This window comes from Streptomyces sp. CB02366, assembly GCF_001905905.1.
Taxonomy (GTDB): domain Bacteria; phylum Actinomycetota; class Actinomycetes; order Streptomycetales; family Streptomycetaceae; genus Streptomyces.
Window position 1 is genome coordinate 40,698 of the sequence record NZ_LIVT01000016.1, and the last position, 24,644, is coordinate 65,341.

25 protein-coding genes are annotated in these 24,644 nt (G+C 72.5%); 9 read left to right on the forward strand and 16 right to left on the reverse strand.

Annotated elements, in window-relative coordinates:
- Positions 1-26 precede the first annotated feature (26 nt).
- A complete protein-coding gene (locus AMK24_RS28725; protein WP_073771817.1) occupies positions 27-533 on the forward strand; it encodes a MarR family winged helix-turn-helix transcriptional regulator in 507 nt (168 codons plus the stop codon).
- Between the two features lie 148 nt (positions 534-681).
- On the opposite strand, the gene AMK24_RS28730 is transcribed toward AMK24_RS28725, so the two are convergent.
- Positions 682-1,326, reverse strand: a complete 645-nt coding sequence (locus AMK24_RS28730) for a TetR/AcrR family transcriptional regulator (protein ID WP_073771818.1) — start codon at positions 1,324-1,326, stop codon at positions 682-684.
- A gap of 211 nt (positions 1,327-1,537) precedes the next feature.
- Here AMK24_RS28730 and AMK24_RS28735 point away from each other — a divergent pair, with 211 nt between their 5' ends.
- Entirely contained in the window at positions 1,538-2,821 is a 1,284-nt protein-coding gene (locus tag AMK24_RS28735; RefSeq protein ID WP_073771819.1) for an alpha/beta hydrolase family protein, read from the forward strand.
- Positions 2,822-2,924: 103 nt separating this feature from the next.
- Here the strand turns inward: AMK24_RS28735 and AMK24_RS28740 are convergent, their stop codons facing one another.
- From AMK24_RS28740 to AMK24_RS28755, 4 genes are all read right to left on the reverse strand, one after another.
- Complete coding sequence (locus AMK24_RS28740) at positions 2,925-4,325, reverse strand: dicarboxylate/amino acid:cation symporter (RefSeq protein ID WP_073771820.1); 1,401 nt, start codon at positions 4,323-4,325, stop codon at positions 2,925-2,927.
- Between the two features lie 494 nt (positions 4,326-4,819).
- The gene (locus tag AMK24_RS28745; protein WP_073771821.1) at positions 4,820-5,113 is read right to left on the reverse strand and encodes a DUF4229 domain-containing protein; all 294 of its coding nucleotides are present in this window, start codon (positions 5,111-5,113) and stop codon (positions 4,820-4,822) included.
- A gap of 222 nt (positions 5,114-5,335) precedes the next feature.
- A complete protein-coding gene (mqnE, locus tag AMK24_RS28750; RefSeq protein WP_073771822.1) occupies positions 5,336-6,499 on the reverse strand; it encodes an aminofutalosine synthase MqnE in 1,164 nt (387 codons plus the stop codon).
- 94 nt (positions 6,500-6,593) lie between these two features.
- Positions 6,594-7,049: an Lrp/AsnC family transcriptional regulator gene (locus AMK24_RS28755; RefSeq protein ID WP_073771823.1), complete on the reverse strand. Its 456-nt coding sequence runs from the start codon at positions 7,047-7,049 to the stop codon at positions 6,594-6,596.
- A 121-nt stretch (positions 7,050-7,170) separates the two neighbouring features.
- On the opposite strand from AMK24_RS28755, the gene AMK24_RS34020 reads away from it, so the two are divergent.
- Positions 7,171-7,317 carry a hypothetical protein gene (locus tag AMK24_RS34020; RefSeq protein WP_007460445.1) on the forward strand — a complete coding sequence of 49 codons (147 nt, stop codon included), beginning with the start codon at positions 7,171-7,173 and terminating at the stop codon, positions 7,315-7,317.
- 35 nt (positions 7,318-7,352) lie between these two features.
- Here the strand turns inward: AMK24_RS34020 and AMK24_RS28760 are convergent, their stop codons facing one another.
- Entirely contained in the window at positions 7,353-8,036 is a 684-nt protein-coding gene (locus tag AMK24_RS28760; protein ID WP_073771824.1) for a UbiX family flavin prenyltransferase, read from the reverse strand.
- Between the two features lie 122 nt (positions 8,037-8,158).
- Between AMK24_RS28760 and AMK24_RS28765 the strand changes: the two genes are divergently transcribed.
- Positions 8,159-8,785, forward strand: a complete 627-nt coding sequence (locus AMK24_RS28765; protein ID WP_073771825.1) for a rhomboid family intramembrane serine protease — start codon at positions 8,159-8,161, stop codon at positions 8,783-8,785.
- Between the two features lie 21 nt (positions 8,786-8,806).
- Here the strand turns inward: AMK24_RS28765 and mqnP are convergent, their stop codons facing one another.
- Positions 8,807-9,727 carry a menaquinone biosynthesis prenyltransferase MqnP gene (mqnP, locus tag AMK24_RS28770; RefSeq protein WP_073771826.1) on the reverse strand — a complete coding sequence of 307 codons (921 nt, stop codon included), beginning with the start codon at positions 9,725-9,727 and terminating at the stop codon, positions 8,807-8,809.
- Positions 9,724-11,181, reverse strand: a complete 1,458-nt coding sequence (locus AMK24_RS28775) for a menaquinone biosynthesis decarboxylase (RefSeq protein ID WP_073771827.1) — start codon at positions 11,179-11,181, stop codon at positions 9,724-9,726. Before AMK24_RS28775 ends, mqnP begins: the two co-directional genes overlap by 4 nt.
- 152 nt (positions 11,182-11,333) lie before the next feature.
- On the opposite strand from AMK24_RS28775, the gene AMK24_RS28780 reads away from it, so the two are divergent.
- Positions 11,334-11,687 (forward strand): PLD nuclease N-terminal domain-containing protein, encoded by a 354-nt coding sequence (locus tag AMK24_RS28780; RefSeq protein WP_107427481.1) that lies wholly within the window; start codon positions 11,334-11,336, stop codon positions 11,685-11,687.
- A gap of 95 nt (positions 11,688-11,782) precedes the next feature.
- Here AMK24_RS28780 and ccsB read toward each other — a convergent pair whose 3' ends face one another.
- The 7 genes from ccsB to hemL all read right to left on the reverse strand — a co-directional run bounded on the left by ccsB (position 11,783) and on the right by hemL (position 19,956).
- Positions 11,783-12,871: a c-type cytochrome biogenesis protein CcsB gene (gene ccsB / locus AMK24_RS28785; protein ID WP_073771829.1), complete on the reverse strand. Its 1,089-nt coding sequence runs from the start codon at positions 12,869-12,871 to the stop codon at positions 11,783-11,785.
- Positions 12,868-14,745 carry a cytochrome c biogenesis protein ResB gene (locus AMK24_RS28790; RefSeq protein ID WP_073771830.1) on the reverse strand — a complete coding sequence of 626 codons (1,878 nt, stop codon included), beginning with the start codon at positions 14,743-14,745 and terminating at the stop codon, positions 12,868-12,870. Before AMK24_RS28790 ends, ccsB begins: the two co-directional genes overlap by 4 nt.
- 4 nt (positions 14,746-14,749) lie before the next feature.
- On the reverse strand, positions 14,750-15,532 hold the full coding sequence (locus AMK24_RS28795) for a cytochrome c biogenesis CcdA family protein (protein WP_073771831.1): 783 nt from the start codon (positions 15,530-15,532) through the stop codon (positions 14,750-14,752).
- Positions 15,533-15,536: 4 nt separating this feature from the next.
- Positions 15,537-16,139 (reverse strand): TlpA family protein disulfide reductase, encoded by a 603-nt coding sequence (locus AMK24_RS28800; RefSeq protein WP_073771832.1) that lies wholly within the window; start codon positions 16,137-16,139, stop codon positions 15,537-15,539.
- Positions 16,140-16,206: 67 nt separating this feature from the next.
- The gene (locus AMK24_RS28805) at positions 16,207-17,487 is read right to left on the reverse strand and encodes a hypothetical protein (RefSeq protein WP_073771833.1); all 1,281 of its coding nucleotides are present in this window, start codon (positions 17,485-17,487) and stop codon (positions 16,207-16,209) included.
- 445 nt (positions 17,488-17,932) lie between these two features.
- Entirely contained in the window at positions 17,933-18,688 is a 756-nt protein-coding gene (locus AMK24_RS28810; RefSeq protein ID WP_073771834.1) for a histidine phosphatase family protein, read from the reverse strand.
- Complete coding sequence (gene hemL / locus AMK24_RS28815; protein WP_073771878.1) at positions 18,685-19,956, reverse strand: glutamate-1-semialdehyde 2,1-aminomutase; 1,272 nt, start codon at positions 19,954-19,956, stop codon at positions 18,685-18,687. Before hemL ends, AMK24_RS28810 begins: the two co-directional genes overlap by 4 nt.
- Before the next feature lie 331 nt (positions 19,957-20,287).
- Between hemL and AMK24_RS28820 the strand changes: the two genes are divergently transcribed.
- Complete coding sequence (locus AMK24_RS28820) at positions 20,288-20,872, forward strand: hypothetical protein (RefSeq protein WP_073771835.1); 585 nt, start codon at positions 20,288-20,290, stop codon at positions 20,870-20,872.
- Positions 20,873-21,085: 213 nt separating this feature from the next.
- On the opposite strand, the gene AMK24_RS28825 is transcribed toward AMK24_RS28820, so the two are convergent.
- Positions 21,086-21,733, reverse strand: coding sequence for a TIGR03086 family metal-binding protein (locus AMK24_RS28825; RefSeq protein ID WP_073771836.1), 648 nt, complete (start codon positions 21,731-21,733; stop codon positions 21,086-21,088).
- Positions 21,734-21,826: 93 nt separating this feature from the next.
- Here AMK24_RS28825 and AMK24_RS28830 point away from each other — a divergent pair, with 93 nt between their 5' ends.
- The 3 genes from AMK24_RS28830 to AMK24_RS28840 all read left to right on the forward strand — a co-directional run bounded on the left by AMK24_RS28830 (position 21,827) and on the right by AMK24_RS28840 (position 24,580).
- A complete protein-coding gene (locus AMK24_RS28830) occupies positions 21,827-22,648 on the forward strand; it encodes an AraC family transcriptional regulator (protein ID WP_073771837.1) in 822 nt (273 codons plus the stop codon).
- 259 nt (positions 22,649-22,907) lie between these two features.
- Positions 22,908-23,642, forward strand: coding sequence for a Mut7-C RNAse domain-containing protein (locus tag AMK24_RS28835; RefSeq protein WP_073771838.1), 735 nt, complete (start codon positions 22,908-22,910; stop codon positions 23,640-23,642).
- A gap of 179 nt (positions 23,643-23,821) precedes the next feature.
- Positions 23,822-24,580, forward strand: coding sequence for an SDR family NAD(P)-dependent oxidoreductase (locus tag AMK24_RS28840; protein ID WP_073771839.1), 759 nt, complete (start codon positions 23,822-23,824; stop codon positions 24,578-24,580).
- The last annotated feature ends 64 nt before the right edge of the window (positions 24,581-24,644 follow it).

Sequence of the window (24,644 nt, forward strand, 5' to 3'; positions counted from 1 at the left end):
GCAGAAGCACCCACCGACGGGCAACCATGACCGCACCAGAGGCCGCCGCCGACGGAGGCCGGCAGGAGCCGGCCCACGCCGCGAGTTCGATCGTCGAGCTCCTCGACGTGATGTGGGACCACGCCAGGAACGCCACCACGGGCATGAGCGCGCCCGGTTCCACCTCCCAGCTCCGGCTGATGTACGTCGTCGACGGCGAGGAGGGCGTCCGCATGCGCACGGTGTGCCACCGCCTCGCCTCCGCGCCGCCGACGGTGACCCGCATGTGCGACCGCCTGCAGGCCATCGGCTTCCTCGAACGCCTGCCGTGCCCGGGCAACGGCCGCGAGGTCGCGCTCCGGCTCACCGCCGCCGGGAGGGAGCACCTGCAACGCATCCGCGCCCAGCGCGACACCGTGCTCCACCAGGCCATAGCGAACATGCCGCCCGGGGAACGCGGGGCCCTCGCCCTGGGACTCGCCGGGCTGCGGGCCCAGCTCGACTCCGCCCACGCCGAGGAGCGCCGCGCCCCCGGCAGCCCCTCGGCGGCCTGACCGGCGGGGCGGCGCGGCGGAGCCCCCGGCGCGCGTCCGCCGGGCCGTGACCGCGGCGCCCGGCCCTGCCAGGAGGACCGCGGGAGCCCGGCATGATCCGAACGGGACGGCCCCGAGGGCCGTCCCGGCGCCGTCGGCGGGACCGTCCTCAGTCGGCCGGGGGCGTCCACGGGCGGGCGTGCATCAGGTTCTCCAGACCCGCCCAGGCGAAGTTCATCAGGGTCGCCGCGGCCTCCCGCGCCGAGACGTCCGGGGTGTCGTTGGCCCAGCCCGCCAGCGACTCCGCCGCGCCCACCAGGGCCTGCGCGAGTCCCGCCACGTCCCGGTCGGCGAGCGCGGGGTCGCTGTGCGCCTCGCGGGCGGCGTCCCCGATCAGGCCCGTCACGAACGCGACGATCTCGTCCCGCATGCGGCCGACCTCGCTGACGAACGGCTCGCCGTGCGACCGCGCCTGACGGTGCAGCACCGACCAGGCGTCCGGGTTCTCGGCGGTGTGGACGAAGAACGCCCGCAGCCCCGCCCACAGCCGGGCGTCGGCGGGCAGGGACGGGTCCACCCCGGCCCGCACCGCCTCCAGCAGGGCGTCGGCCTCGCGCTTGATGCAGGCGGAGAACAGGTCCTCCTTGGAGTTCAGGTACAGGTAGACCAAGGGCTTGGAGACGCCCGCCAGCTCCGCGATCTCGTCCATGGAGGCGGCCCGGTAGCCCCGTTGGCCGAAGGTCCGCACGGCGGCGTCCATCATCTGCCGCTCGCGTACGGCGCGCGGCATCCGCTTGCCCTTCACAGCACCCATGTCCGGTTTCCTCCCCGCCCCCGCTGCCCTGCTCCCCGTCCACCCTACGGCGGTCGGCGGCCCGGCGTCGCAGCGAGTGATCAAGGAAACCGGCCGGAGGGGGGCGAGGCCTCCGCGACCTCTGGACGAGGAGGGGGTCCTCCCGTGGGCCGACCCGCTTCCACCCGTCGTCCGACGCGGCCCGGCGGCCCCGCCGCCTAGCGTGGCGGACATGACGACCTCTCCGTACCGGCGGCGGCGCACGGCCGCCGCGACCGCCGCCGCGCTGGCGCTGGCCGCCCTGACCGCCCTGGCCGGAACGGCCGCGCCCGCAGCGGCGTCCGGGCGGACGGCCGCGCCGGGCGCCGCCCCGGCCACCGCCCCCGCCGGGACCCCGGGGCCCCGCACCGCGGCCCCGGCGCCGACGACCACCGCTGCCTCCCCGTTGGCGCTCCCCCGGCCCACCGGCCCGTACGCCACCGGCCGTGACGCCCTCCTTCTCACCGATCACGCGCGCCCCGACCCCTGGGCGCCGGCCGCCGGTCCGCGCCGGCTCCCGGTCACGCTGCACTACCCGGCCCGCCCCGGCACCGGCGGCGACCCGGCCCCGTACATGGCCGAGGAGGAGGCCCGGGCGATGCTCGCGCAACGCGGGCTCGACGACCCGGCGTGGCCCGGCCGGGTCGCCGCCGCCCGGACCCACGCCCGTACGGCGGCCGTGCCCGCTCCGGGGCGCTTCCCGCTGGTGCTCCTCTCGCCCGGCTTCGGCACGCCCCGGGCCACGCTGACCGGGCTCGCGGAGGAACTGGCGAGCCGGGGCTACGTCGTGGCGAGTGCGGACCACCCGTACGAGACCACCGGCATGGAGCTGCCGGACGGGCGGGTCCTGCCGTGCGCCGCCTGCGACGCGGTGGACGCGCAGCCGGACGAGGCCGGGCGGCGGAAGGTGCTGGCCGCCGTCTCCACCGGACGCGCCGCCGACTTCTCGTTCCTGCTGGACCGGCTGACGGGCCCGCGCCCGGCCTGGCGGTACGCCCGGACGATCGATCCGCGCCGGGTGGGCATGGCGGGCCACTCCATCGGGGGCAACGCGGCCGCCTCCACCATGGCCGCCGACCGCCGGGTGGACGCGGGCGTCGACATGGACGGCACGTTCTTCGACCCGGTGAGCGCCCGGGGCCTCGGCGGGCGGCCGTTCCTGATGCTGGGGACCGACCCGGGGCACGCTCCCGGCGCGGGCGACACGTCCTGGGACGAGGGCTGGGCGCGGCTGGACGGCTTCAAGCGGTGGCTGACGGTCCGGGACTCCGGCCACTTCACCTTCACCGACACCCCGGAGATCGGGGAGCAGCTCGGCATCGTGGACCCGGGCGCGCCGCTCTCCGCCGCCCGTTCGACCACGATCACCCGCGTCTATGTGACCGCCTTCCTCGACCGGACCCTGCGCGGCCGGCCGGCCCGGCTGCTGGACGGCCCGAGCCCGGCCCACCCCGAGGTGCTCTTCCAGCGCCCCTGACCGCCCGGGGGCCGGGCGGGCGGAACACGACGGCGCCCCCGGGCCGTCCGCGTACGGGGTACGTGGTGGCTCGGGGGCGCCGTCGGGCGTGCGGGTGAGGGCGCTACGCGGTGACGGGCACCGCGTCGCGGACCTCGTCGCGGTCGGCGTCCCGGTCCTCGTCGCGCCGGCCGGCCTCGTCGTCGAGGGAGTCGATCGGGGAGGCCGAGGCGGTGGCGTACGCGTCGTGGTCGAGGATCTTCTCGCGGGCCGCGACGATCACCGGGACCAGCGCCTGGCCGGCCACGTTGGTGGCGGTGCGCATCATGTCCAGGATCGGGTCGATCGCCATGAGCAGGCCGACGCCCTCCAGGGGGAGGCCCAGCGTGGACAGGGTGAGGGTCAGCATGACCGTGGCGCCGGTGAGGCCGGCGGTGGCCGCCGAGCCGATCACCGAGACGAAGGCGATCAGGAGGTAGTCGCCGATGCCCAGCTGCACGTCGAAGATCTGCGCGATGAAGATCGCCGCCAGCGCCGGGTAGATCGCGGCGCAGCCGTCCATCTTGGTGGTCGCGCCGAACGGGACGGCGAAGGAGGCGTACTCCTTCGGGACGCCGAGGCGCTCGGTGACCCGCTGGGTGACCGGCATGGTGCCGACCGAGGAGCGGGAGACGAAGGCGAGCTGGATGGCGGGCCAGGCGCCCTTGAAGAACTGGAGCGGGCTGACCTTGGCGACGGTGGCCAGGAGCAGCGGGTAGACGCCGAACATCACCAGGGCGCAGCCGATGTAGACGTCGGCGGTGAACGTCGCGTACTTGCCGATGAGGTCCCAGCCGTAGTCCGCGATGGCGTAGCCGATGAGGCCGACGGTGCCGATCGGGGCGAGGCGGATGACCCACCACAGGGCCTTCTGGAGCAGCTCCAGGACGGCCTGGCTGAAGGTGAGGATCGGCTTGGCCTTCTCACCGAGCTTGAGCGCGGCGATACCGGCGACGGCGGCCATGAACACGATCTGGAGCACGTTCAGCTCGGTGAACGGCGTGATCACGTTGTCCGGGACGATGCCGGTCAGGAAGTCGATCCAGCTGCCCTTGGTCTCGGAGAGCGCGCCGTCCTTCGGCGTGAGTCCGGTGCCGGAGCCCGGGTTGGTGATCAGGCCGATCGCGAGGCCGATGGCGACCGCGATCAGGGAGGTGATCATGAACCAGAGCAGGGTGCGGGTCGCGAGCCGGGCGGCGTTGTTGACCTGGCGCAGGTTGGTGATCGACACCAGGATCGCGAAGAAGACCAGCGGGGCCACGGCCAGCTTGAGGAGCTGGACGAAGAGCGAGCCGATCTCGTCGAGGGTGGTGACGAGCCAGCCGAGGTCCTGGCTGCGGGCCAGCCAGCCGAGGAGCACACCGAGGACCAGACCGGCGACGATCTGGATCCAGAACGGGACGCCGGGTATACGGGGACGGGAACCGGGACCGGAGCCGGCTGGCTGCTCGGCCTCGGGGGCGACGGACGCGGGGGACGCGGACACGGACACACTCCAACAGGGGTCGCATCGGGACGCGCAGAGGTGGTCCGCGCGATCGTGCGGTGGAACGGGGACGGGGTCGCGGCGCCCGCGCCGGGGGCGGCGCCGCTGCATGATGCCGTATCAGACGTTGCGGCAACAGACCGCGGACATACAGCGGCAGAGATCGACATGCAGGCGCGCCACGAGCGGGATGCTCGCGGCATGACGGAGGCGCACAGCTGTCTTCATAGCGCATACGTTAACACTTGTACTTTGAGAAGCCCAAAGCCCTTCTTTGACTCACGGGCAGGGCTCCACGGTCGGAAAAGGCCGGAAAGCGTCGGAATACCGTCCGGAACGCCGCGGACCCCGGGCGGGAGCCGGTCGGCTCCCGCCCGGGGTCCGGGGGAGAAGGGGGGCGCAGGAGGCGCGCGTGTGAGGAGGCTTGCGGGGCGCCCGCAGGCGTCCCCGTACGGCAGCCGCCGGGGGCCGCGTCCTCGCGGGCGCGGCCGGCGCTACTGGACCGCGTCCTCGCGGGTGCGGTTGGCGTCGAGGCGCGCCTTGGTGCGGTCGACCTTGGTGACGATCTGCTCGGACATCTCGTCGCGCTGCTTGCGCAGCAGCACATAGCTGAGCGGGGCGGAGAGGACGAGGCCGAGGAGGATCACCCAGACCGTGTTGGAGCCGCCGAGGCCGGAGGGGACCAGTCCGAAGTGGACGGCGACACCGGCGACGAAGAAACAGCCGACGAAGATCAGCAGGCGCAACGCCGTGTAACGGATCATCGCGCTCGGCTTGGCAGCGGACACGGTGGGCCCTCTCTTCCCGGGAACTCTCGACACGCTTCTGCCCGTCCAGTGAAGCATGGCCCGAATTCTCTCGGTTCAGGGGGTTGGCGGACGCCGGAAAGCCCCGGCCGGGGACGGCGGCCGGGGCTTTCGCCGCACCGGAAGGCGCGGGGCGGTGCGGGGCGCCGGACGGCACGGGCGCGCGTCGGGCGTCGGACGCCTCGGCGCACGCCGGGGCCGGCCTCAGACGCGCATCGGCTGGGGCGACTCGCGCCGGTCGGGGTCGGGGCCCGGGTACTCGCGCAGGATCTCGTACCGGGTGTTCCGCTCGACCGGCCGGAAACCGGCGTCGCGGATCAGGTCCAGCAGATCCTCGCGGCCGAGCTTGTTCGGCGTGCCGAAGTCGTCGGCGTCGTGCGTGATCTTGTACTCGACGACCGAGCCGTCCATGTCGTCCGCGCCGTGCTGCAGCGCGAGCTGGGCGGTCTGCACGCCGTGCATCACCCAGAAGACCTTGACGTGCGGCACGTTGTCGAAGAGCAGCCGGGAGACGGCGAAGGTCTTCAGCGCCTCCGCGCCGGTCGCCATCGTGGTGCGCGCCTGGAGCTTGTTGCGGACCTTGCCGTCCTTCATGTCCACGAAGTCGTGCTGGTAGCGCAGCGGGATGAAGACCTGGAAACCGCCGGTCTCGTCCTGCATCTCCCGCAGCCGCAGCACGTGGTCGACGCGGTGGCGGTGCTCCTCGATGTGCCCGTACAGCATCGTCGCCGGGGTCTTGAGCCCCTTCTCGTGCGCGAGGCGGTGGATGCGCGACCAGTCCTCCCAGTGGGTGCGGTGGTCGACGATGTGCTGGCGGACCTCCCAGTCGAAGATTTCCGCGCCGCCGCCGGTCAGCGATTCGAGACCGGCCTCGATCAGCTCGTCGAGGATCTCGGAGGCGGAGAGCCCTGAGATCGTCTCGAAGTGGTGGATCTCCGTCGCCGTGAACGCCTTGAGCGCCACGTTCGGCAGGGCTTCCTTCAGCGCGCTGAGCGAGCGCGGGTAGTAGCGCCACGGGAGGGTGGGGTGGAGCCCGTTGACGATGTGCAGCTCGGTGAGGTTCTCGCCCTCCATCGCCTTGGCGAGGCGGACGGCCTCCTCGATGCGCATCGTGTACGCGTCCTTCTCGCCCGGCTTGCGCTGGAACGAGCAGTACGCGCACGAGGCGGTGCACACGTTGGTCATGTTGAGGTGGCGGTTGACGTTGAAGTGCACGACGTCGCCGTTCTTGCGCGTCCGCACCTCGTGCGCCAGGCCCCCCAGCCACGCCAGGTCGTCGGAGGCGTAGAGGGCGATCCCGTCCTCGCGGGTCAGCCGCTCGCCGGCCCGGACCTTCTCCTCCAGCTCGCGCTTGAGTCCCGCGTCCACTAGGGCGCCTCCCTTTTCTCCGTGTTCCAGACTCCGCCCCACGGTACTCCCCCGCCCTCCGGCCGGACGGGGCCCCCCGCCAGGCGGTGCGGGCCTACGCCTCCTCGGGAAGCTCCCCGACCCGGTTCTCCCACTTGGTGGAGAGCACGATCGTGGTCCGGGTCCGCGAGACGCCCTTCGTACCGCTCAGCCGCCGGATCGTCCGCTCCAGTCCGTCCACGTCGCCCACCCGGACCTTGAGCATGTACGAGTCGTCGCCCGCGATGAACCAGCAGTCCTCGATCTCCGCGAGGTCCTTCAGCCGGTGGGCCACGTCCTCGTGGTCGGCGGCGTCGGAGAGCGAGATCCCGATCAGCGCGGTCACCCCGAGCCCCAGCGAGGCGGAGTCGACGGTGGCGCGGTAGCCGGTGATGACACCGGCGGATTCCAGCCGGTTGATGCGGTCGGTGACGCTGGGCCCGGAGAGCCCCACCAGCCGTCCCAGCTCGGCGTACGAGGCCCTGCCGTTCTCCCTGAGGGCCTGGATGAGCTGCCTGTCCACCGCGTCCATATGACTGAAACCTTCCATTGTTCAGCAGTACCGCGAGTTTACGTGTAGAATCTAAGGCATGTAGGGGTGACGTCCTGCAAATCTTCTAGAACATCCAAGAAACGCTTTCGAATCTTCAGGAGTGAACTTCACCGTGTACACGATCGAGATGGCCTACGCCCGGATGCGCGAGCTGCAGGACCTGGCCAACCGCTCGCGTGCCCACCAGCCCGCCGCCGCGCACCGCGTCGACAAGACCCGCACCCCCCGCGCGCACAAGAAGCGCTGACGCCGGCGCCACCGCACCCCGCCGGCCCCGGCGGCCTAGCGGGTCTCCGGGCGGGAGCCGCCACCGAGCTCTCCTTCCCAGCGGCGGTACAGGCGGTGCGGCACGCCCGCCGCGTCCAGCACCCGCCCCGCGACGAAGTCCACCAGGTCCTGGATGTGCGTCGCCCCCGCGTAGAACGCGGGAGAGGCGGGCAGCACGATCGCGCCCGCCTCGTCCAGGGCCACCATCTGCTTCAGCGTCTGGCCGCTCAGCGGGGTCTCGCGCACCGCGACGACCAGCGGGCGGCGCTCCTTGAGCGTCACGCTCGCGGCCCGCTGGAGCAGATCCTTCGACAGACCGAGCGCCACCCCGGCCACACAGGCCGTCGAGGCCGGCACGATGAGCATCCCCCGCGCCGGGTACGACCCGGAGGACGGCCCGGCGGCCAGATCACCGGCCGGCCAGTGGCGTACGCGCTCCAGCTCCGCCTCCCCCACCGCGAACGCGTCCGGCTTCCCGTCCGCGCCCCGCTCCAGCCAGACCCGCAGGTCCTCGCGCCAGTGCCCGTCCCGGAACGCGATGCCGGTCTCGTCCAGCAGGGTGAGGCGCGAGGCCCGGCTCACCACCAGGTCCACGCTCTCGCCGGCCGCCAGGAGCCCGCGCAGGACGGCGGCCGCGAACGGGGTACCCGAAGCGCCGGACACCCCGACAATCCAAGGCCGCCGCTGCTGATGAGTCACTGAAGTCCTGGATTCCACACCCGCGAGCCTATCCGGCACGCCCCCGCGCCCGGCACCCGGAACCGGGGGGCCGCCGCGGACGTTCCACCGGGTGACGGGCAACCCGGGGGCAGGGGCAGACCATGGGCGACTACCGGACCACCGACCGCACCGGTGGGCACAGCGCCACCGGCGGCGCGCGGGCCCTGGCCGCGGGGCTCCTGATGGCCGGGTGGGTGGCCCTGCTCTGGGTCCTCGAAGGGATCGACACGGCCACGGGCCACGCCCTGGACACCTACGGCATCAGCCCGCGCGAGACGGCGGAGCTGCGGGACGTGGCGCCCGCCGCGTTCCTGCACGGAAGCTGGGAGCACGTGGCCTCCAACAGCGTCCCGCTGCTGGTCCTCGGCTTCCTCGCCGCCCTCGCGGGGCTGCGCCGGTTCGCCGCCGTCGCCCTGACGGTCATCCTGGTCAGCGGCCTCGGCGTCTGGCTGACCGCCCCGCCGAACACAGTGACGCTCGGCGCCTCCGGCGTGGTCTTCGGCCTGCTGGGCTATCTCCTGGTGCGCGGTTTCGTGGACCGCCGCCCGTGGGACGTCCTCATCGGCATCGGCGTCGCCGTGGTCTACGGCTCGCTGCTGTGGGGCGTCCTGCCGACCGATTCCGGCGTCAGCTGGCAGGGCCACCTCTTCGGGCTCCTCGGCGGGGTCGCGGCGGCCTTCCTCTTCCGCCGCCCGCGCCGCGCCCCGGGCCCCCGGGTCACGGCCTGAGGGGCCGCCGCCCACGAGGCGTCAGGGGGTCAGCCCCCGCACCAGCAGGTCCAGCAGCGCGCAGGCGAACAGCGCGATGCCGATGAAGCCGTTCACCGAGAAGAACGCCCGGTTCAGCCGGGACAGGTCGTGCGGACGCACCACCCGGTGCTCGTACACGAACGCCACCGCGACGATCGCCATGCCGATCCAGTAGAAGACCTCGGCGTCCGTGGCCAGCCCGAACCACACCAGCAGCCCGGTCGTGACCACGTGGCACACCCGCGCGCCCCACAGCGCCGCCGGAATCCCGAACCGCGCCGGGAACGACAGCACCCCGTGCGCCCGGTCGGCCTGGACGTCCTGGCAGGCGAAGATCAGGTCGAAGCCGCCGATCCAGATCCCCACCGCGAGCCCGAGGATCACCGCGTCCCACGACCAGCTCCCGGTCACCGCCAGCCAGGCGCCGACCGGTCCGATGGCCTGCGCGAGCCCCAGGATGGCGTGCGGGAAGTTGGTGAACCGCTTGCCGTACGGGTAGACCACCATCGGCACCACGGCCACCGGCGCGAGCGCCAGGCACAGCGGGTTGAGCAGCGCCGCCGCCCCCAGGAACACCACCAGCGCGACGAGCGCCCCGGTCCACGCCGACTTCACCGACACCGCGCCGGTCACCAGCTCGCGGCCCGCGGTGCGCGGGTTCCGGGCGTCGATCTCCCGGTCGATGATCCGGTTGGCGGCCATCGCGAAGGTCCGCAGCCCCACCATCGCCAGCGTGACGAGCAGCAGGACGCCCCAGTGGATCGTGCCGTCCATCCGGAACATCGCGGTCAGCGCGGCGATGTACGCGAAGGGCAGCGCGAAGACCGAGTGCTCGATCATCACGAGCCGCAGGAACGCCTTCACCTTGCCGTCCGATGGGGCGGGTCCGGGGACGGACGCCGCCTCTGCCGTACTGCTCACAGGCCGTATTCCTTCCAGCGGCGGTCGACCTTCGCCGCCGTCTCCGGGTCGGAGACGACCATCTCCGGCCAGCCGCCGTCCCGGGTGTACCCCTCGGTGGGCAGCTTCCTCGTCGCGTCGATGCCCGCCTTGCCGCCCCAGAACTGCTGGTACGAGGCGTGGTCCAGGTGGTCGACCGGGCCCTCGGTGACGGTCAGGTCCCGGGCGTAGTCGGTGTTGCCGAGCGCCCGCCAGGCCACCTCGTGCAGATCGTGGACGTCGCAGTCGGAGTCGACCACCACGATCAGCTTGGTCAGCGACATCATGTGGGCGCCCCAGATGGCGCTCATCACCTTCTGGGCGTGCTTCGGGTACTTCTTGTCGATCGAGACGATCGCACAGTTGTGGAAGCCGCCCGCCTCGGGGAGGTGGTAGTCCACGATGTCCGGCACGATGATCTTCAGCAGCGGCAGGAAGAACCGCTCCGTGGCCCGGCCCAGCGGCCCGTCCTCGGTCGGCGGCCGGCCCACCACGATGGACTGGAGCAGCGGCCGCCTGCGCATGGTGACGCAGTCGATGGTCAGTGCGGGGAACGGTTCCTGCGGGGTGTAGAAGCCGGTGTGGTCCCCGAACGGGCCCTCGGGCAGCATCTCGCCCGGCTCCAGCCACCCCTCGATGACGACCTCCGCCTGCGCGGGGACCTGGAGCGGCACGGTCTTGCAGTCGACCATCTCGATCCGCTTGCCCTGGACGAACCCGGCGAAGAGGTACTCGTCGATGTCCCCGGGCAGCGGGGCGGTGGAGGCGTACGTCACGGCGGGCGGGCAGCCGAAGGCGATGGCGACGGGCAGCCGCTCACCGCGCCGGGCGGCGACCTGGTAGTGGTTGGCGCTGTCCTTGTGGATCTGCCAGTGCATCCCGATGGTGCGCTTGTCGTGGCGCTGGAGCCGGTAGAGGCCCAGGTTCCGGACGCCGGTCTCGGGGTGCTTGGTGTGGGTGAGGCCGAGGTTGAAGAACGAGCCGCCGTCCTCGGGCCAGGTGAACAGCGCGGGCAGCCGGTCCAGGTCGACGTCGTCGCCCGTCAGCACCACTTCCTGCACGGGCGCGTCGCCGGGCTTCACCTTCTTCGGCGGCACGTGCACCATCGAGCCGAGCTTCCCGAACGCCTCCCGCACGCCGACGAAGCCCTGCGGCAGCTCCGGCTTGAGGAGCCCGCCGATCTTGTCGCTGATGTCGCTGTACGCCTTCAGCCCGAGCGCCTTGAGGAGGCGCCGGTCGGTGCCGAAGACGTTCATGGCCAGGGGCATCGAGGAGCCCTTGACGTTCTCGAACAGCAGGGCCGGGCCGCCCGCCTTGTTGACCCGGTCGACGATCTCGCCGACCTCCAGGTGGGGGTCGACCTCGACCTTGACGCGCTTGAGGTCGCCATCGCGCTCAAGGGCCCGGAGCAGGGAGCGGAGATCGTCGTAAGCCATGCGGTCCAGTTTGTCATCCCCGCCCCCGCGGCCGGGCCGGGGCTCCCCCGGCGGCCCCGGGGCCCTTCATGTCGAGCCGGTACCCTGGCGGCGATACGGGGCAATCATCCCGCCCGCCGCCACCTCCTGGGGGACGCACCATGAGAGCCCTGATGTTTCTCGTGCCGCTGGCTCTGACGATCTACGCGTTCATCGACTGCCTGAACACCTCCGAGGAGGACACCAAGCATCTGCCGAAGATCGCCTGGGTCTTCATCATCCTGCTGTTCTGGGTCGTCGGCCCGGTCGTGTGGCTGATCGCCGGCAAGGCCCGCCGCACGACGGCGGGGACCGGCGGACCCGGCTCCCGGCAGTGGAACAGGCGGCAGCAGTGGGTGGCCCCGGACGACAACCCGGACTTCCTGAAGTCGCTCAAGGACGACCGGCGGCCCGAGGCGGACGCCGACGAGGAGCGGGGCCGCCGCGACGGCACCAACCCCGACGACAAGGCCCCGCCCGCCCCCTGACGGCCCCGCACCCGACGCGCCTACGCCACGGCTCCCCGGACGGGATCTCGTCCGGGGAGCCGTTGCGTAGGCGTCGAAGGGTTCGGCGCGGTGTCTCAGACCCCCGCGTAGGAGTGCAGGCCGGAGACGAAGATGTTCACGCCGTAGTAGTTGAACAGCCAGCAGGCGAAGGCGACGAGCGCCAGGTAGGCGGCCTTGCGGCCCTTCCAGCCGGCGGTGGCGCGGGCGTGCAGGTAGGCGGCGTAGGCGACCCAGGTGATGAAGGACCAGACCTCCTTGGGGTCCCAGCCCCAGTAGCGGCCCCAGGCGTCGCCCGCCCAGATCGCGCCCGCGATGATCGTGAACGTCCACAGCGGGAAGACGGCGGCGTTGATCCGGTAGGAGAACTTGTCCAGCGAGGCGGCCGAGGGCAGCCGCTCCATCACCGAGGAGGCGAACTTCCCGGGCGTGCCGCCGGAGGCGATCTTGTTCTCGTAGCTGTCGCGGAACAGGTAGAGGATCGTGCCGACCGCGCCGAGGTAGAAGACCGCGCCGCACAGGATCGCGGTCGAGACGTGGATCCACAGCCAGTACGAGTGCAGGGCGGGCACCAGCTGGTCGCTGTCGGTGTAGAGCGTGGTGACCGCGATGCCGAGGTCCAGCAGGACCGTGGTGACCAGCGGCAGGCCGATCCAGCGGACGTTCTTCTTCAGCGCGAGCAGCACCAGGTAGGAGCCGACCGCCACCGTGGAGAAGGTGATGGAGAACTCGTACATGTTGGCCCAGGGGGCCCGCTCCACGGACAGCGCCCGGGTGGCGACGCCGCTCGCCTCGACCAGGAAGGCGACCACGGTCAGCGAGACCGCGATCCGGCCCCACAGGTCGCCCTTGAAGGTGCCGCCGGCCGCTCCCGGCCCGTCCGGCACGTCCCGCGTCCCGGTGGCGGCGCGGGTGACGACCTTCGGGCGCTCCAGCACGGCGGTGCCGCCGGCCTGCGCCTTCCCGGCGGCGGCGGAAGCCCCGGCCCCGGCGCTCGCCGCGGGGGCGGACAGCGCGGCGGCCGTGCGGCCGACCTTGCTGCGGCTGCCGAAGACCCACTCCGCGATGTGCGCGAAGAAGGCCAGGGTGTAGACGGCCATCGACGAATAGATCAGCACGTTGCTGGCGTTCGCCAGGTTCTCGTTCGTTGCGGCGGCGAGATTCACTTCTCAGCCCCTTCGGCAGGTGCTTCGGCAGGGTGGACGGGCCGGCTCCCGGCCTCGTGCGTGACTTCGGTGGTGTCGGGCGTGGCGGGCGTAGCGGGCGTATCCGGTTCCTGGGCCGCGTCCCGGCCGGCGGGGGCCTCGGGCGCGTCCGGTTCCTCCGGGGCGGGGGCGACGGGCGCGGTGGCGACGAGGGCGGCCGACAGCTCGCCCAGCTCCTCGGGGAGCCGCGCGGACTCGCTGCGGCCCAGGCCCGCCATCTCCACGACCGTGACGCCGTCCGCGCCCCGGACCGCCCGCACCCACACCCGGCGGCGCTGGATGAACAGCGAACCGGCGAGTCCGGCGATGGCGGCGACGGCCCCGCCCAGCGCCCACCCGTTGCCCGGCTGCTGCGAGATCTGGAAGCTGGCCCACTCCTCGGTGCCCTCGTAGGTGATGGAGCCGCCGTCGGGCAGGTCCAGCTTCTCGCCGGGCATCAGCATCTTCTTGAGGAGTTCGCCCTTCTCGTCCTTGAACTCCTTCATCTTGGACGTGTCGAGCTGGTAGACGTTCTGCGCGAGCCCGGAGTCCACGCCGAGGGAGCCGTGGTAGGCGCTGAGCGCCAGCACGGGGAAGTCCAGGGCGGGGAACTGCGAGAACATCTGGCCCTTGCCGTGACCGGCGAAGGTCGGCACGAAGAACGCCTTGAAGCCCAGCTGGGTCTTCTCGCCCTTCTCGTCCTTGTAGCCGTCCATCACCTTGATGGCGCCGGACGAGGTGATGTTGTTGTCGATCGGCAGCAGCGGGACGGCGGACCGCGAGACGACCTTGCCCGAGCCGTCCCGGACGGTGACGACGGGGGCGTAGCCGTGGGCGATCAGGTAGATCTTGGTGCCGTCGACGACGAGCGGTTCGTTGACCTTGATGACGCCCTTGCGCTCGGCGCCGTCGGCTCCCCGCGCGTACGTCACCCGGGCCTCGAAGGTGCGCGGGGTGCCGCGCTGCGGGCCGCTCTTCTCGTACGTGCCGACGAAGTCGTCCAGGACGAAGCTGAACGGGGCCAGCGAGTCGGAGTCGTAGAGCGAGCCGTACTTGATGTTGTCGTACTGGGTGAGCGTGTTGGAGAAGCCGTCGCCCTCGACGACCAGCTTGCCGCCCTCGGACTTGAAGAGCTGCCCGCAGGCGAAGGCCACCAGCATCACGATCAGGGCGATGTGGAAGACCAGGTTCCCGGCCTCCCGGAGGTAGCCCTTCTCGGCCGCGACCGCGTCGCCCGCCTCGTGCGCCCGGAAGCGCCGCCCGCGCAGGACCGTGAGGGCTGCCGCGCGGACCTCCTCGGGCTCGGCTTCGGTGCGCCAGGTGGTGTACGCGGGCAGCCGGGTCAGCCGCTTCGGCGCGCCCGGCGGGCGGCTGCGGAGCTGGCCGACGAACTGGCCGGTGCGCGGCACGATGCAGCCGATGAGCGAGACGAACAGCAGGATGTAGATCGCGGAGAACCACACCGAGCTGTAGACGTCGAAGAGCTGGAGCTTCTCGTAGATCGGGGCGAGGGTGGCGTGCTGGTCCTTGAAGTCCTGGACCTTCACGTCGTCGACGCTGTTCTGCGGGATGAGCGACCCCGGGATCGCGCCGAGGGAGAGCAGGAAGAGCAGGATCAGCGCCACCCGCATGGAGGTGAGCTGGCGCCAGAACCAGCGGACCCAGCCGATCACGCCCATCGCGGGCACGCCCGCGCCGGTCTCGGGGCGCTCCTCGCGGGGCGCGGTGGAGAGCCGTTCGCCGGCCGCGCCGTGGCCGGAGTCGTCCGGGCGGCCGGGCGGCCCGCCCGGACCGGCGGCGGCGCGCGCGTCCTCGTCCCCGTGCTGCCGCGTCCCCGTGCTGTTGGCCTTGCTCATGAACTCAGATCCCTACGACGAAACCGCTGGACCAGCTCTGCATCTGCTGCATGATCGTGGCCCACACTCCGGTCAACAGCAGAATTCCGGTCACGATCATCATTCCGCCGCCGATCCGCATCACCCACGCGTAGTGGCGCTTGACCCAGCCGAACGCGCCGAGCGCCCGCCGGAAGGCGACCGCGGCCAGGACGAACGGGACGCCGAGTCCGAGACAGTACGCGACGGTCAGCAGCGCGCCGCGTCCGGCGGTGGCGCTCTGGGTGGACAGCGCGAGGACGGAGGAGAGCGTGGGGCCGATGCACGGTGTCCAGCCGATCCCGAAGAGCGCGCCCAGCAGGGGCGCTCCGGCGAGCCCCGTCACCGGGCGCCTGTGGAAGCGGAACTCGCGCTGCGTCACTCCGGGCAGGAGCCCCATGAAGAAGACGCCCATGAGGATCATCAGGGCGCCGAGGACCTTGTTCAGCACCTCGGAGTGCACCTGGAGCTCTTGGCCGAAGTAGCCGAAGAGCGCGCCCGTGGAGGCGAACACCACGGTGAAGCCGAGGACGAAGAGGGAGGCGCCCGCCACCACCCGGCCCCGGCGCGCGTCGGCCAGGTCGGTGCCGCTGACTCCGGTGACGTAACTGAGGTAGCCGGGTACCAGGGGCAGGACGCAGGGGGAGAAGAAGGAGATGAGGCCGGCCAGCAGGGCGAGCGGCAGCGCGACCAGCAGCGCTCCCGACAGGACGGTCTCGTTGTACGCGGCCAGGGTGACGGCCCCGTGGTGGGCGGCGGACGGGATCACCGGGTCACTTCTCCGCGATGATCGGGTCGATCATCTCGCGCAGCCCGTCCGCGTCGAGCGCCTGGAGGGTGCGCGCCGCGATCTTCCCGTCCCGGTCGATGACCACGGTGGACGGGATGGCCTGGGGGTTCAGGGTGCCCTTGGGGAAGCGGAGGATGAGTTTGCCGATCGGGTCGTAGAAGCTCGGGTACTCGATCCCGTAGTCCTTCTCGAAGTTGACCGCCTTGTCCCGCTCGGGGTCCCGGGTGTTGATCCCGACGAACTGGACCCCCTGGTCGGCGGTCTCCTCGGCGACCTGCGCGAAGTACTTCGCCTCCAGGCGGCAGGGGCCGCACCAGGAGCCCCAGACGTTGAGCACGACGACCTTGCCCCGGTGGTCGGCGAGGTCGAGCGGCTTGCCGTCCAGGCCCTCGCCGTCGAGCTTCGGCGCGGCCACCCGGTCCGCCCGGTCGACGGTGGAGACGCCGCCGCTGCCGGTGATGAAGTTGGTGTTGCCGCCGCCTCCCGCCTTGGTGCCGTCGCTGCACGCGGACAGCGTCAGGGCACCGGCCACGGCGGTGGCGGCGAGCAGGGTGAAGCGGCGTCGGGACGCGCGGCCAAAGCTCATGTGAAAAGTTTCGCATGGCAGTTTCCGGCGATCTGCGCGCCCCCCTCGGTGCCCGTAAAGCCCCTTGTCAAGCCTGTTTAAAGAAGGAGTTCCAGCCTCCGGCGGGCGCCTGTCCGACCTCCAGCGTACGGAGCTTGGCGAGGACGGCGGGGTCCTGTGCGTCGAGCCAGTCGACGTACTGCCGGAACGAGACGAGGCGCACGTCGTCCTTGTCCGCCACCTTCTTGATCACTTCTTCCACGGCGTCCATGTAGATGCCGCCGTTCCACTCCTCGAAGTGGTTGCCGATGTAGAAGGGCGCGCGATTCGTCTCGTACGCGCGCCGGAATCCGGCGAGATAGGCGCCGGTCGCCTGCGTGCGCCAGCCGGGATAACGCGAGGGCATGCCCTTGGTCGAATTCCGGGACTGGTTGGCGAGGATGTTGTAGTCCATCGAGAGCACTTCGAAGGAGTGGCCGGGGAACGGCATCGCCTGGAGCGGCAGGTCCCAGACGCCCCCGCGCTTCACGGGCCACATCTGGCGGCCCCCGGGCGAGCTGGCGTCGTAGCGCCAGCCGAGCTTGCTCGCGGTGGGCAGGAGGTTGTCCTGGCCGAGCAGGCAGGGGGTGCGACCGCCGACCAGTTCCTTGCGGTAGTCGAAGGGGAGGGGGTCCTCGTCCTCCCAGCCGGTGTTGGTGCGCCATTCCGTGACGAACGACACAGCCTGATTGATCTCGCTGTGCCATTGGGCGGGCGTCCAGCGCTCCACCGATCCGGAACCGCCGCAGAAATGCCCGTTGAAGTGGGTGCCGATCTCGTGGCCGTCCAGCCACGCCTGGCGCACGTACTTCAGCGTGTCCTTGATGTGCTCGTCGGTGAGATAACCGATGTCGGAGGCGCCGCGCGGGTTGTTCGGCGGCCGGTAGAGGGATTTCTTCGACTCGGGCAGCAGATAGAGCCCGGAGAGGAAGAACGTCATCGCCGCGTCGTGTTCCCTGGCGAGTTCGAGAAAGCGCGGGAAGAGCCCGTTGCCGACCTCACCGGCCCCGTCCCAGGAAAAGATCACGAACTGCGGCGGCTTCTGGCCCGGTTCGAGCGGGACCGGCGCCTGCGGCTGGCGGGGCTGTTTTCCGGTGTCGGCGGTGGAGCCGTCGCCGATCAGCCGCACCTTGTTCTTCGGCGCGCCGTTTCCGCTGCCGTTTCCGCTGCCGCTGCCGCTGCCGTTCCCGCCGGCCCCGGCGTCACCCGTACCGCCCTGGCCGGGCCCTCCGTCGGCGGAGGAGCCGGAGGTCCCGCACCCGGCGAGCCCGATCGCGGCTGCGGCCCCGAGCCCCGCACCGAGCAGGCCCCTTCGATCGATGTCGCGCATACCGTCCCCATCTGCGGTCGTTTTATCTCAAGGTCATACAAACTGCCGAAGGGTGAGATGAGGCGCGTAACACGTCGGTTCCGAGCGTTTGGGGACTTTCTTTACGCTTTACCTTCCCGATCGTCCGACAGTCCGACCGGTCACAGCGCCACATCGGCGCGGTGCTCGCACGCGCTTGCGGGTCACCCCGGGAGGGGGACGCGGGGGCGCCCCTCCGCAGTTCTGCCCCGGACGACGGATCTCTCCCTCGCCGGGGGGGCGACCGGCGGGCCCCACCGAGGGGGCGGCTTCCCGCGATCCTCGAACTCATGCGCGGGTGCGGGGGAGGGGGCGAAGGCAGGGGCGGCCCGGGGGGGGCGCCCGGGGCGGACAACGGCCGGGACCGGCCACCGCCGTGACGGTGACCGGTCCCGTGGCGCCCCGGTCTCCCCGGGGCGGGGGCCTCCTAGGCGCCGAACGCCTTGGACTGTCCCGGCTTCCCCTTCACCGGCTTCGCCCCGGCCAGCAGGTGGGCGGGCACCAGGTCCCGGGCCGGCTCCGAATAGCCGACCGAGACGATCCGGTCGCCCCGGTAGGTGAAGCTGGTCAGCGAGGCCAGCGTGCACTGCCGCTTGCGCGGGTCGTGCCACAGGCGGCGGCGCTCCACGAAGGAGCGCAGGATCCAGATCGGCAGCTGGTGGCTGACGCAGACCGCCTCGTGCCCGCGCGCCGCGTCCCGCGCGGTGTCGATAGCCCCCATCATCCGCACGACCTGCTCGATGTACGGCTCGCCCCACGACGGCTTGAACGGGTTGGTGAGGTGCCTCCAGTTGTCCGGCCTGCGCAGCGCGCCGTCCCCGACGCCGAAGGTCTTGCCCTCGAAGACGTTGGCGGCCTCGATCAGCCGGGCGTCGGTGGCCGGCTCCAGGCCGTGCGCCCGGGCGATCGGGGCGGCGGTCTCCTGGGCGCGCTCCAGCGGTGAGGCGACGACATGGGTGATGTCGCGCTTCTCCAGGTGCTCGGCCACCCGGTCGGCCATCTTCCGGCCCAGGTCGGAGAGGTGGTACCCGGAGCGCCGCCCGTAGAGCACCCCGTCCGGGTTGTGCACCTCGCCGTGCCGGACCACGTGCACCACGGTCAGCTGCTCGTCCCGGTCCACGTTCCCCCCGCTCCCCTTCTTCTGGTTCTTCTCGTTCTTCTCGCCGGTCTCGTCGCCGCTCATGCGGTGGCCTCCGCCGCGGCGCGGGCGGCGGCGGGCAGCGCGGCGGCGATGCGCTCGACCGCCCGCTCGTCGTGGGCCGTGGAGACGAACCAGGACTCGAACGCGGAGGGGGGCAGGTAGACGCCGCGGGCCAGCATCGCGTGGAAGAACGCGGTGAAGCGGAAGACGTCCTGCTGCTTGGCGTCGTCGTAGTTCCGCACCGGCCGGTCGGTGAAGAAGACGGAGAACATGTTGCTCGCGGCCGAGACCGTGTGCGCGACGCCCTCCTTGGCGAGCGCGTCGCCCACCAGCGTGCGCAGCTCGGCGGAGACCGCGTCGATCTTCGCGTACGCCGCGTCGTCCAGCAGCCGCAGCTGGGCGAGGCCCGCCGCCGTGGCGACCGGGTTCCCGGAGAGGGTGCCCGCCTGGTAGACCGGGCCCGCCGGGGCGAGGTGCGCCATCACGTCGCCGCGACCGCCGAAGGCCGCGGCGGGGAAGCCGCCGCCCATCACCTTGCCGAAGGTCATCAGGTCGGGCCGGACGCCGTCGACGCCGTACCAGCCGGCCTTCGACGTACGGAAGCCCGTCATGACCTCGTCGGAGATGTACAGCGCGCCGTGGGCCGCGCACAGCTCCTTGAGCCCGGCGTTGAAGCCGTCCGCGGGCGGGACGACGCCCATGTTGCCGGGGGACGCCTCGGTGATCACGCAGGCGATCTCGCCCGGGTGCGCGGCGAAGGCGGCGCGCACCGCGTCCAGGTCGTTGTACGGCAGCACGACGGTGTCGCCGGCCGTGGCGCCGGTGACGCCCGGGGTGTCGGGCAGCCCGAAGGTGGCGAGGCCCGATCCGGCGGCGGCGAGCAGCGCGTCCACGTGGCCGTGGTAGCAGCCGGCGAACTTCACGACCTTGGCCCGGCCCGTGAAGCCGCGGGCCAGCCGGATCGCCGACATGGTCGCCTCGGTGCCGGAGGAGACCAGGCGCACCTGCTCGACGGGCTCGATCCGCGCCACGATCTCCTCGGCGAGCGCGACCTCGCCCTCACCGGGCGTACCGAAGGAGGTCCCCCGGCCCACCGCCTCCTGGACCGCGGCGACGACCTCGGGGTGGGAGTGGCCGAGAATCATCGGCCCCCACGAGCACACGAGGTCGACGTACTCGCGACCGTCCGCATCGGTGAGGTACGGACCGGTGCCGGACACCATGAACCGGGGCGTACCGCCCACGGCCCGGAAGGCACGCACGGGAGAGTTCACGCCGCCGGGCGTCACGACGGACGCCCGGTCGAACAGCGACTGTGAAACTGGGGCTTCGTATGAATACGCCACTTTGGTCCTGATCTGCGATTCGGGTATCGGGAGGCCGGGCCGGGAAATCCCTACCAATCTCGGCCACCGGTGAGCAGGGAGCGCGCTCCCCTCGTATCACGAAAGAGCGTCAGCCCCCTCGCGTCTGCGAAACTGGGGCGTCATAGGGAAAGCTCACACATGCCATGGTGTCAGAGGCACGGACGGTCTTGCGGGCAGGTGTTTCACCGCCCGCCCGCGGGGGAGGTCACTGACACGGTGATCGGGTTGCGCGGCGGGGGCCGTGCCTCCTAAGAAGTAGTCGGGTGGATGAGATATGCATCGCGGTGGCGGAGTGGGCGAAGGGACCGAGGGCCTGGGGCCCGAGCCTGCCCGTCGAGGGCGGCACCGGCGCAGGACCGAGCGCGCGCAGAGCAGGGGTGCGGAGAGCACGCCGCCCCCCGGGACCAGGAGCGGGGGCGGGATGGGGGTGACCTACAAGTACTTCGGCGCTCCGGACGGCGCCACCGCCGCCCGGGTGCCCATCTCGATGCGCCCGGAGGAGCTCGGCGGCGACGAGCTGGGGATGGGCGGCATGTTCACCAAGATCAAGCCGGAGACCGTGGCCGCCATGGTCCTGACCGGCATCCAGGGCGTACCCCTGCACAAGGTCCCCCCGCTGGAACTGGTCGTCCTCCACCCCGACTACGCGGTGGTGAAGCTCCCCATGACCGTGGTCGACCCGCTGCGCGGCGTGGGCGAGGAGTCGGTGGGCGCGGCGGCCTTCATCTGGTCCACGGTCCCCGACCGCGGCGGCCCGCGCGACGCCTTCAACGTCTACCGGCTGCTCCACGAGTGGCAGGACTTCTCCCACCGCCTGCACGACGCGGGACATCAGGCGTACTGCCTGGTGTGGCCCTGAGCGGGGACCGTCCCCCGCGCGGCGGGGCCGTGAGCGGACGGTAGCTCCGCCCGCCCCGGCGCGCATCCGCTCCCCGGCGCGCATCCGCCCCTCGGGCGCGTCCGGCCCCGGGCGCGTCCGGCCCCGGGGGCGTGCGGCCCCGAGCGCCGGCGCCGCCATGCCGCCGCTCCCCCGGGCGCGCCCCCGCGCAGCCCGTCCGGCCGCCCGCCGCTCTCAGCTCCCCCGCGTCCCGCCCGCCCCGGGCGCGCCGACGGCCCCGTCCGCCCTGCCCGCTCCTCCGGTCGTCGGCCCCGGCGTCCAGCCGGGGTCGCGCCCCGTCACGGCCAGCAGCCGCTCGAAGGGCCCGGCGTCCTCCCCCACCGGGAAGGGCTCCCCGAACACCTTCATCTCCCGGGCCTGCGGAGCCATCGCCGCCAGCCCCGGGCCCACCACGTCGAGCACGCCCGGCTCCGGCACGAAGTCCCCGCCGGTCGCCCGCGCCAGGTCCCAGGCGTGCACCGTCAGATCGCCCAGCACCAGGAGCCCCACGGTCCGGGCCGGCAGCCCCATCGCCCCGGTCGTGCCCTCCTCGACCCCCGGCACGCTCCACGCCTCCACCAGCCGGGCGGTCTCCTCCCCGAACCTGCCCCGCCAGTCGCAGTCACCCGTCACGAAATCCGGCTCCTGGCTGAAATCCACCTCCTCACGGGCGGCGAGCGCCTGGAAGTTCACGACCACCAGGAACAGGTGGTTCACCAGGGCTCGCACGTCGTACTCCGCGCACGGCGTGGGGTCGCCCAGCCGCGCGTCGTCGATGCCGCGCACGACGGGCAGCGCCCCGTCCGCGGCGGCCTCCAGCAGTTCACCGATCTTCTGCGTCATGGACCCACCCTGCGCCCCGCACCGGCACGGCGTCTTGAAGAAACACGACGGACGGGCAGGTCGGCGGCGCGGGCGCGGCCTACGATCGTCGCCATGGCAGACGGACCGCGCCGCGACACCCGGGGCATCGTCGACGCCCCGGACCTCTTCGCCCACGTACGCTTCCGCCGCCGCGCGCCCGCCGCCCCGCTCCGCCCGTACCTGGAGCACTACTGGCTGATCGACTGGGACCTGGCCGAGCCGTACGCCGCCCACGTCGTCCCGCACCCGTCGGTGAACCTGGTCTTCGAGCGGTACGAGGCCAAAAACGGCACGCCGGACCGGCCCGGGCGCGCCGAGGTGGCCGGCGTCGACCCCCGCCTCTTCACCCGGAAGCTGGCCGGGCGCGGCCGGGTCTGCGGGGTCCAGTTCCGGCCGGGCGGCTTCCGCCCGTTCGCCCCGGAGCACGCCGTCCGCGAGCTGACCGGACGCCGGGTGGCCGCCGCGGACGTGCTCCGTACGCCGCCGCCGGTGGACGCCGTCCTGGAGCCGGACGACGAGGACGCGCGGGTCGCGGCCCTGGACGCCTGCCTCCTGGCCCTGGAGCCCCGCCCCGACCCCCGGGCGGCTTTGGCGATGGCCGCCGTCGACCGGGTCCGCACGGACCGCACCGTCCGTCGCGTCGACCGGCTCGCCCGGGACACGGGACTCTCCCCCCGCTCCCTGCAACGGCTGTTCTCCGCGTACGTCGGCGTCGGCCCCAAGTGGGTCATCCTCCGCTACCGCATCCACGAGGCCCTGGAGCGCGCCGCATCCGGCCCGGCCGTCGACTGGGCGCGGCTCGCGGCGGACCTCGGCTACAGCGACCAGGCCCACCTGGTGCGGGACTTCACCGCCACGGTCGGCGTGCCCCCCACGGCGTTCACCCCCCGCTGACCGTGCCCGTACGCGTACGGCCACGAGCCGCCCCCGGCCCTGGTACGCAGACCGGCGCGGGCGCCCCGTACACGGACCGGTGCGGGCGCCCCGTACACGGACCGGTGCGGGCGCCCCGTACACGGACCGGTGCGGGCGCCCCGGCGCGAAGGGGCGTGAAGGGGCGGAGGCGCCCCACCGGGCGGGGGCCGGTCGCACGCCCCCGCGCGCCCCGCGAAATCCCTGGCAGTCCGTCCCCCGCCGATGGCATCCTGACCAGGTGAACGGACCCGAGATCACCGTGGAAGTAGCCCCTGAACTGCGACTTTTCGTTCCGCATGAGCGTCGCGGCGGGCCCACGCCCCTCGTCACGGACGGCGCCTCGACCCTCGGCCACGTCATCGAGTCCCTGGGCATCCCGCTCACCGAGGCCGGCACGCTGCTGGTGAACGGCGACCCGGTGGCCCGTTCGCACGTTCCGGGCCCCGGCGAACACGTCGACGTACGCGCCGTGGAGCGCCCCCAGCAGCTTCCCGGCGCGCCCCTGCGCTTTCTCCTCGACGTCCATCTCGGCACGCTGGCCCGCCGGTTGCGGCTCCTCGGCGTCGACGCGGCGTACGAGAACGAGGACATCGGCGACCCCGCCCTCGCCGCCCTCTCGGCGCGGGAGCGGCGGGTCCTGCTCTCCCGGGACCGGGGGCTGCTCCGCCGCCGCGAGATCTGGGCGGGGGCGTACGTCTACAGCGACCGCCCCCAGGAGCAACTGCGCGACGTCCTCGGCCGTTTCGCCCCCGCCCTGGCCCCGTGGACCCGGTGCACCGCCTGCAACGGCGCCCTGGCCGTGGCCGCGAAGGACACCGTGAGCGGGCTGCTGGAACGCGGCACCCAGGAGGCGTACGACGTGTTCGCCCAGTGCACGCGGTGCGACCGGGTCTACTGGCGCGGGGCCCACCACGGCCACCTGGAGACGATCGTGTCCGAGGCGGTCCGCGAGTTCGGGGGCGCGACGGCGTAGGAGCGCACCGCGTACGCCCGCGCACGGGCCGGCCGGGGGTCACCGGCAGCGCACCGCGTACGCCCGCGCGCAGGCGGGTCCGGGGCGGAGTCGCGCACCTCGCACGCCCGCGCACGAGCCGGTCCGCGAGGCGCGCCTATCCTTTCCCCGTACCCGATCAGCAGTCCGAGGAGATCGCCATGGCCGCCACCCCCATCGCCGTCGTCACCGGCGCGAGCAGCGGCATCGGCGCCGCGACCGCCCGTACGCTGGCCGCCGCCGGGTTCCGGGTCGTGCTGACCGCCCGCCGCAAGGACCGCATCGAGGCGCTCGCGGCCGAGCTGAACGAGGCCGGGCTCCAGGCGACGGCGTACCCGCTGGACGTCACCGACCGGGCGGCGGTCGACGAGTTCGCCACCGCGTTCCGCACCCTCGCCGTCCTCGTCAACAACGCGGGCGGGGCGCTCGGGGCCGACCCGGTGGCGACCGGCGACCCGGCGGACTGGCGGCAGATGTACGAGACCAACGTCATCGGCACCCTCAACGTGACGCAGGCCCTGCTGCCCGCCCTCACCGCGAGCGGCGACGGCACGATCGTGATCCTCTCCTCCACCGCGGCCCTCTCCTCCTACGAGGGCGGCGGCGGTTACGTGGCGGCCAAGCACGGCGAACACGTCCTGGCCGAGACCCTGCGGCTGGAGATCGTCGGCACCCCGGTCCGGGTCATCGAGGTGGCCCCCGGCATGGTCAGGACCGAGGAGTTCGCCACCACCCGCTTCCGGGGCGACACGGAGAAGGCCGCCAAGGTCTACGCGGGCGTCGACGCCCCGCTGACCGCCGAGGACGTGGCCGACACGATCGGCTGGGCGGTCTCCCGCCCCAGCCACGTCAACATCGACCTGCTGGTGGTCCGCCCCCGAGCCCAGGCGTCCAACACGAAGGTCCACCGGGAGCTCTGAGCGCACGGCCGGCGCCCCCGCCAGGAAGAAAGCGGGGGCGCGCCGCCGCCCCGGCCACCGGAAG

Bases quoted from the DNA above. Each gene is read 5' to 3' on its own strand.
- AMK24_RS28825 (WP_073771836.1), bottom strand. From the start codon at position 21,733: ATGACGCAGAAGATCGGTGAACTGCTGGAGGCCGCCGCGGACGGGGCG.
- AMK24_RS28730 (WP_073771818.1), bottom strand. From the start codon at position 1,326: ATGGGTGCTGTGAAGGGCAAGCGGATGCCGCGCGCCGTACGCGAGCGG.
- AMK24_RS28790 (WP_073771830.1), bottom strand. From the start codon at position 14,745: ATGAGCAAGGCCAACAGCACGGGGACGCGGCAGCACGGGGACGAGGAC.
- AMK24_RS28775 (WP_073771827.1), bottom strand. From the start codon at position 11,181: ATGGCTTACGACGATCTCCGCTCCCTGCTCCGGGCCCTTGAGCGCGAT.
- AMK24_RS28765 (WP_073771825.1), top strand. From the start codon at position 8,159: ATGGGCGACTACCGGACCACCGACCGCACCGGTGGGCACAGCGCCACC.
- AMK24_RS28840 (WP_073771839.1), top strand. From the start codon at position 23,822: ATGGCCGCCACCCCCATCGCCGTCGTCACCGGCGCGAGCAGCGGCATC.
- AMK24_RS28755 (WP_073771823.1), bottom strand. From the start codon at position 7,049: ATGGACGCGGTGGACAGGCAGCTCATCCAGGCCCTCAGGGAGAACGGC.
- AMK24_RS28780 (WP_107427481.1), top strand. From the start codon at position 11,334: ATGTTTCTCGTGCCGCTGGCTCTGACGATCTACGCGTTCATCGACTGC.
- AMK24_RS28735 (WP_073771819.1), top strand. From the start codon at position 1,538: ATGACGACCTCTCCGTACCGGCGGCGGCGCACGGCCGCCGCGACCGCC.
- AMK24_RS28805 (WP_073771833.1), bottom strand. From the start codon at position 17,487: ATGCGCGACATCGATCGAAGGGGCCTGCTCGGTGCGGGGCTCGGGGCC.
- AMK24_RS28725 (WP_073771817.1), top strand. From the start codon at position 27: ATGACCGCACCAGAGGCCGCCGCCGACGGAGGCCGGCAGGAGCCGGCC.
- AMK24_RS28800 (WP_073771832.1), bottom strand. From the start codon at position 16,139: ATGAGCTTTGGCCGCGCGTCCCGACGCCGCTTCACCCTGCTCGCCGCC.
- AMK24_RS28830 (WP_073771837.1), top strand. From the start codon at position 21,827: ATGGCAGACGGACCGCGCCGCGACACCCGGGGCATCGTCGACGCCCCG.
- AMK24_RS28810 (WP_073771834.1), bottom strand. From the start codon at position 18,688: ATGAGCGGCGACGAGACCGGCGAGAAGAACGAGAAGAACCAGAAGAAG.
- AMK24_RS28820 (WP_073771835.1), top strand. From the start codon at position 20,288: ATGCATCGCGGTGGCGGAGTGGGCGAAGGGACCGAGGGCCTGGGGCCC.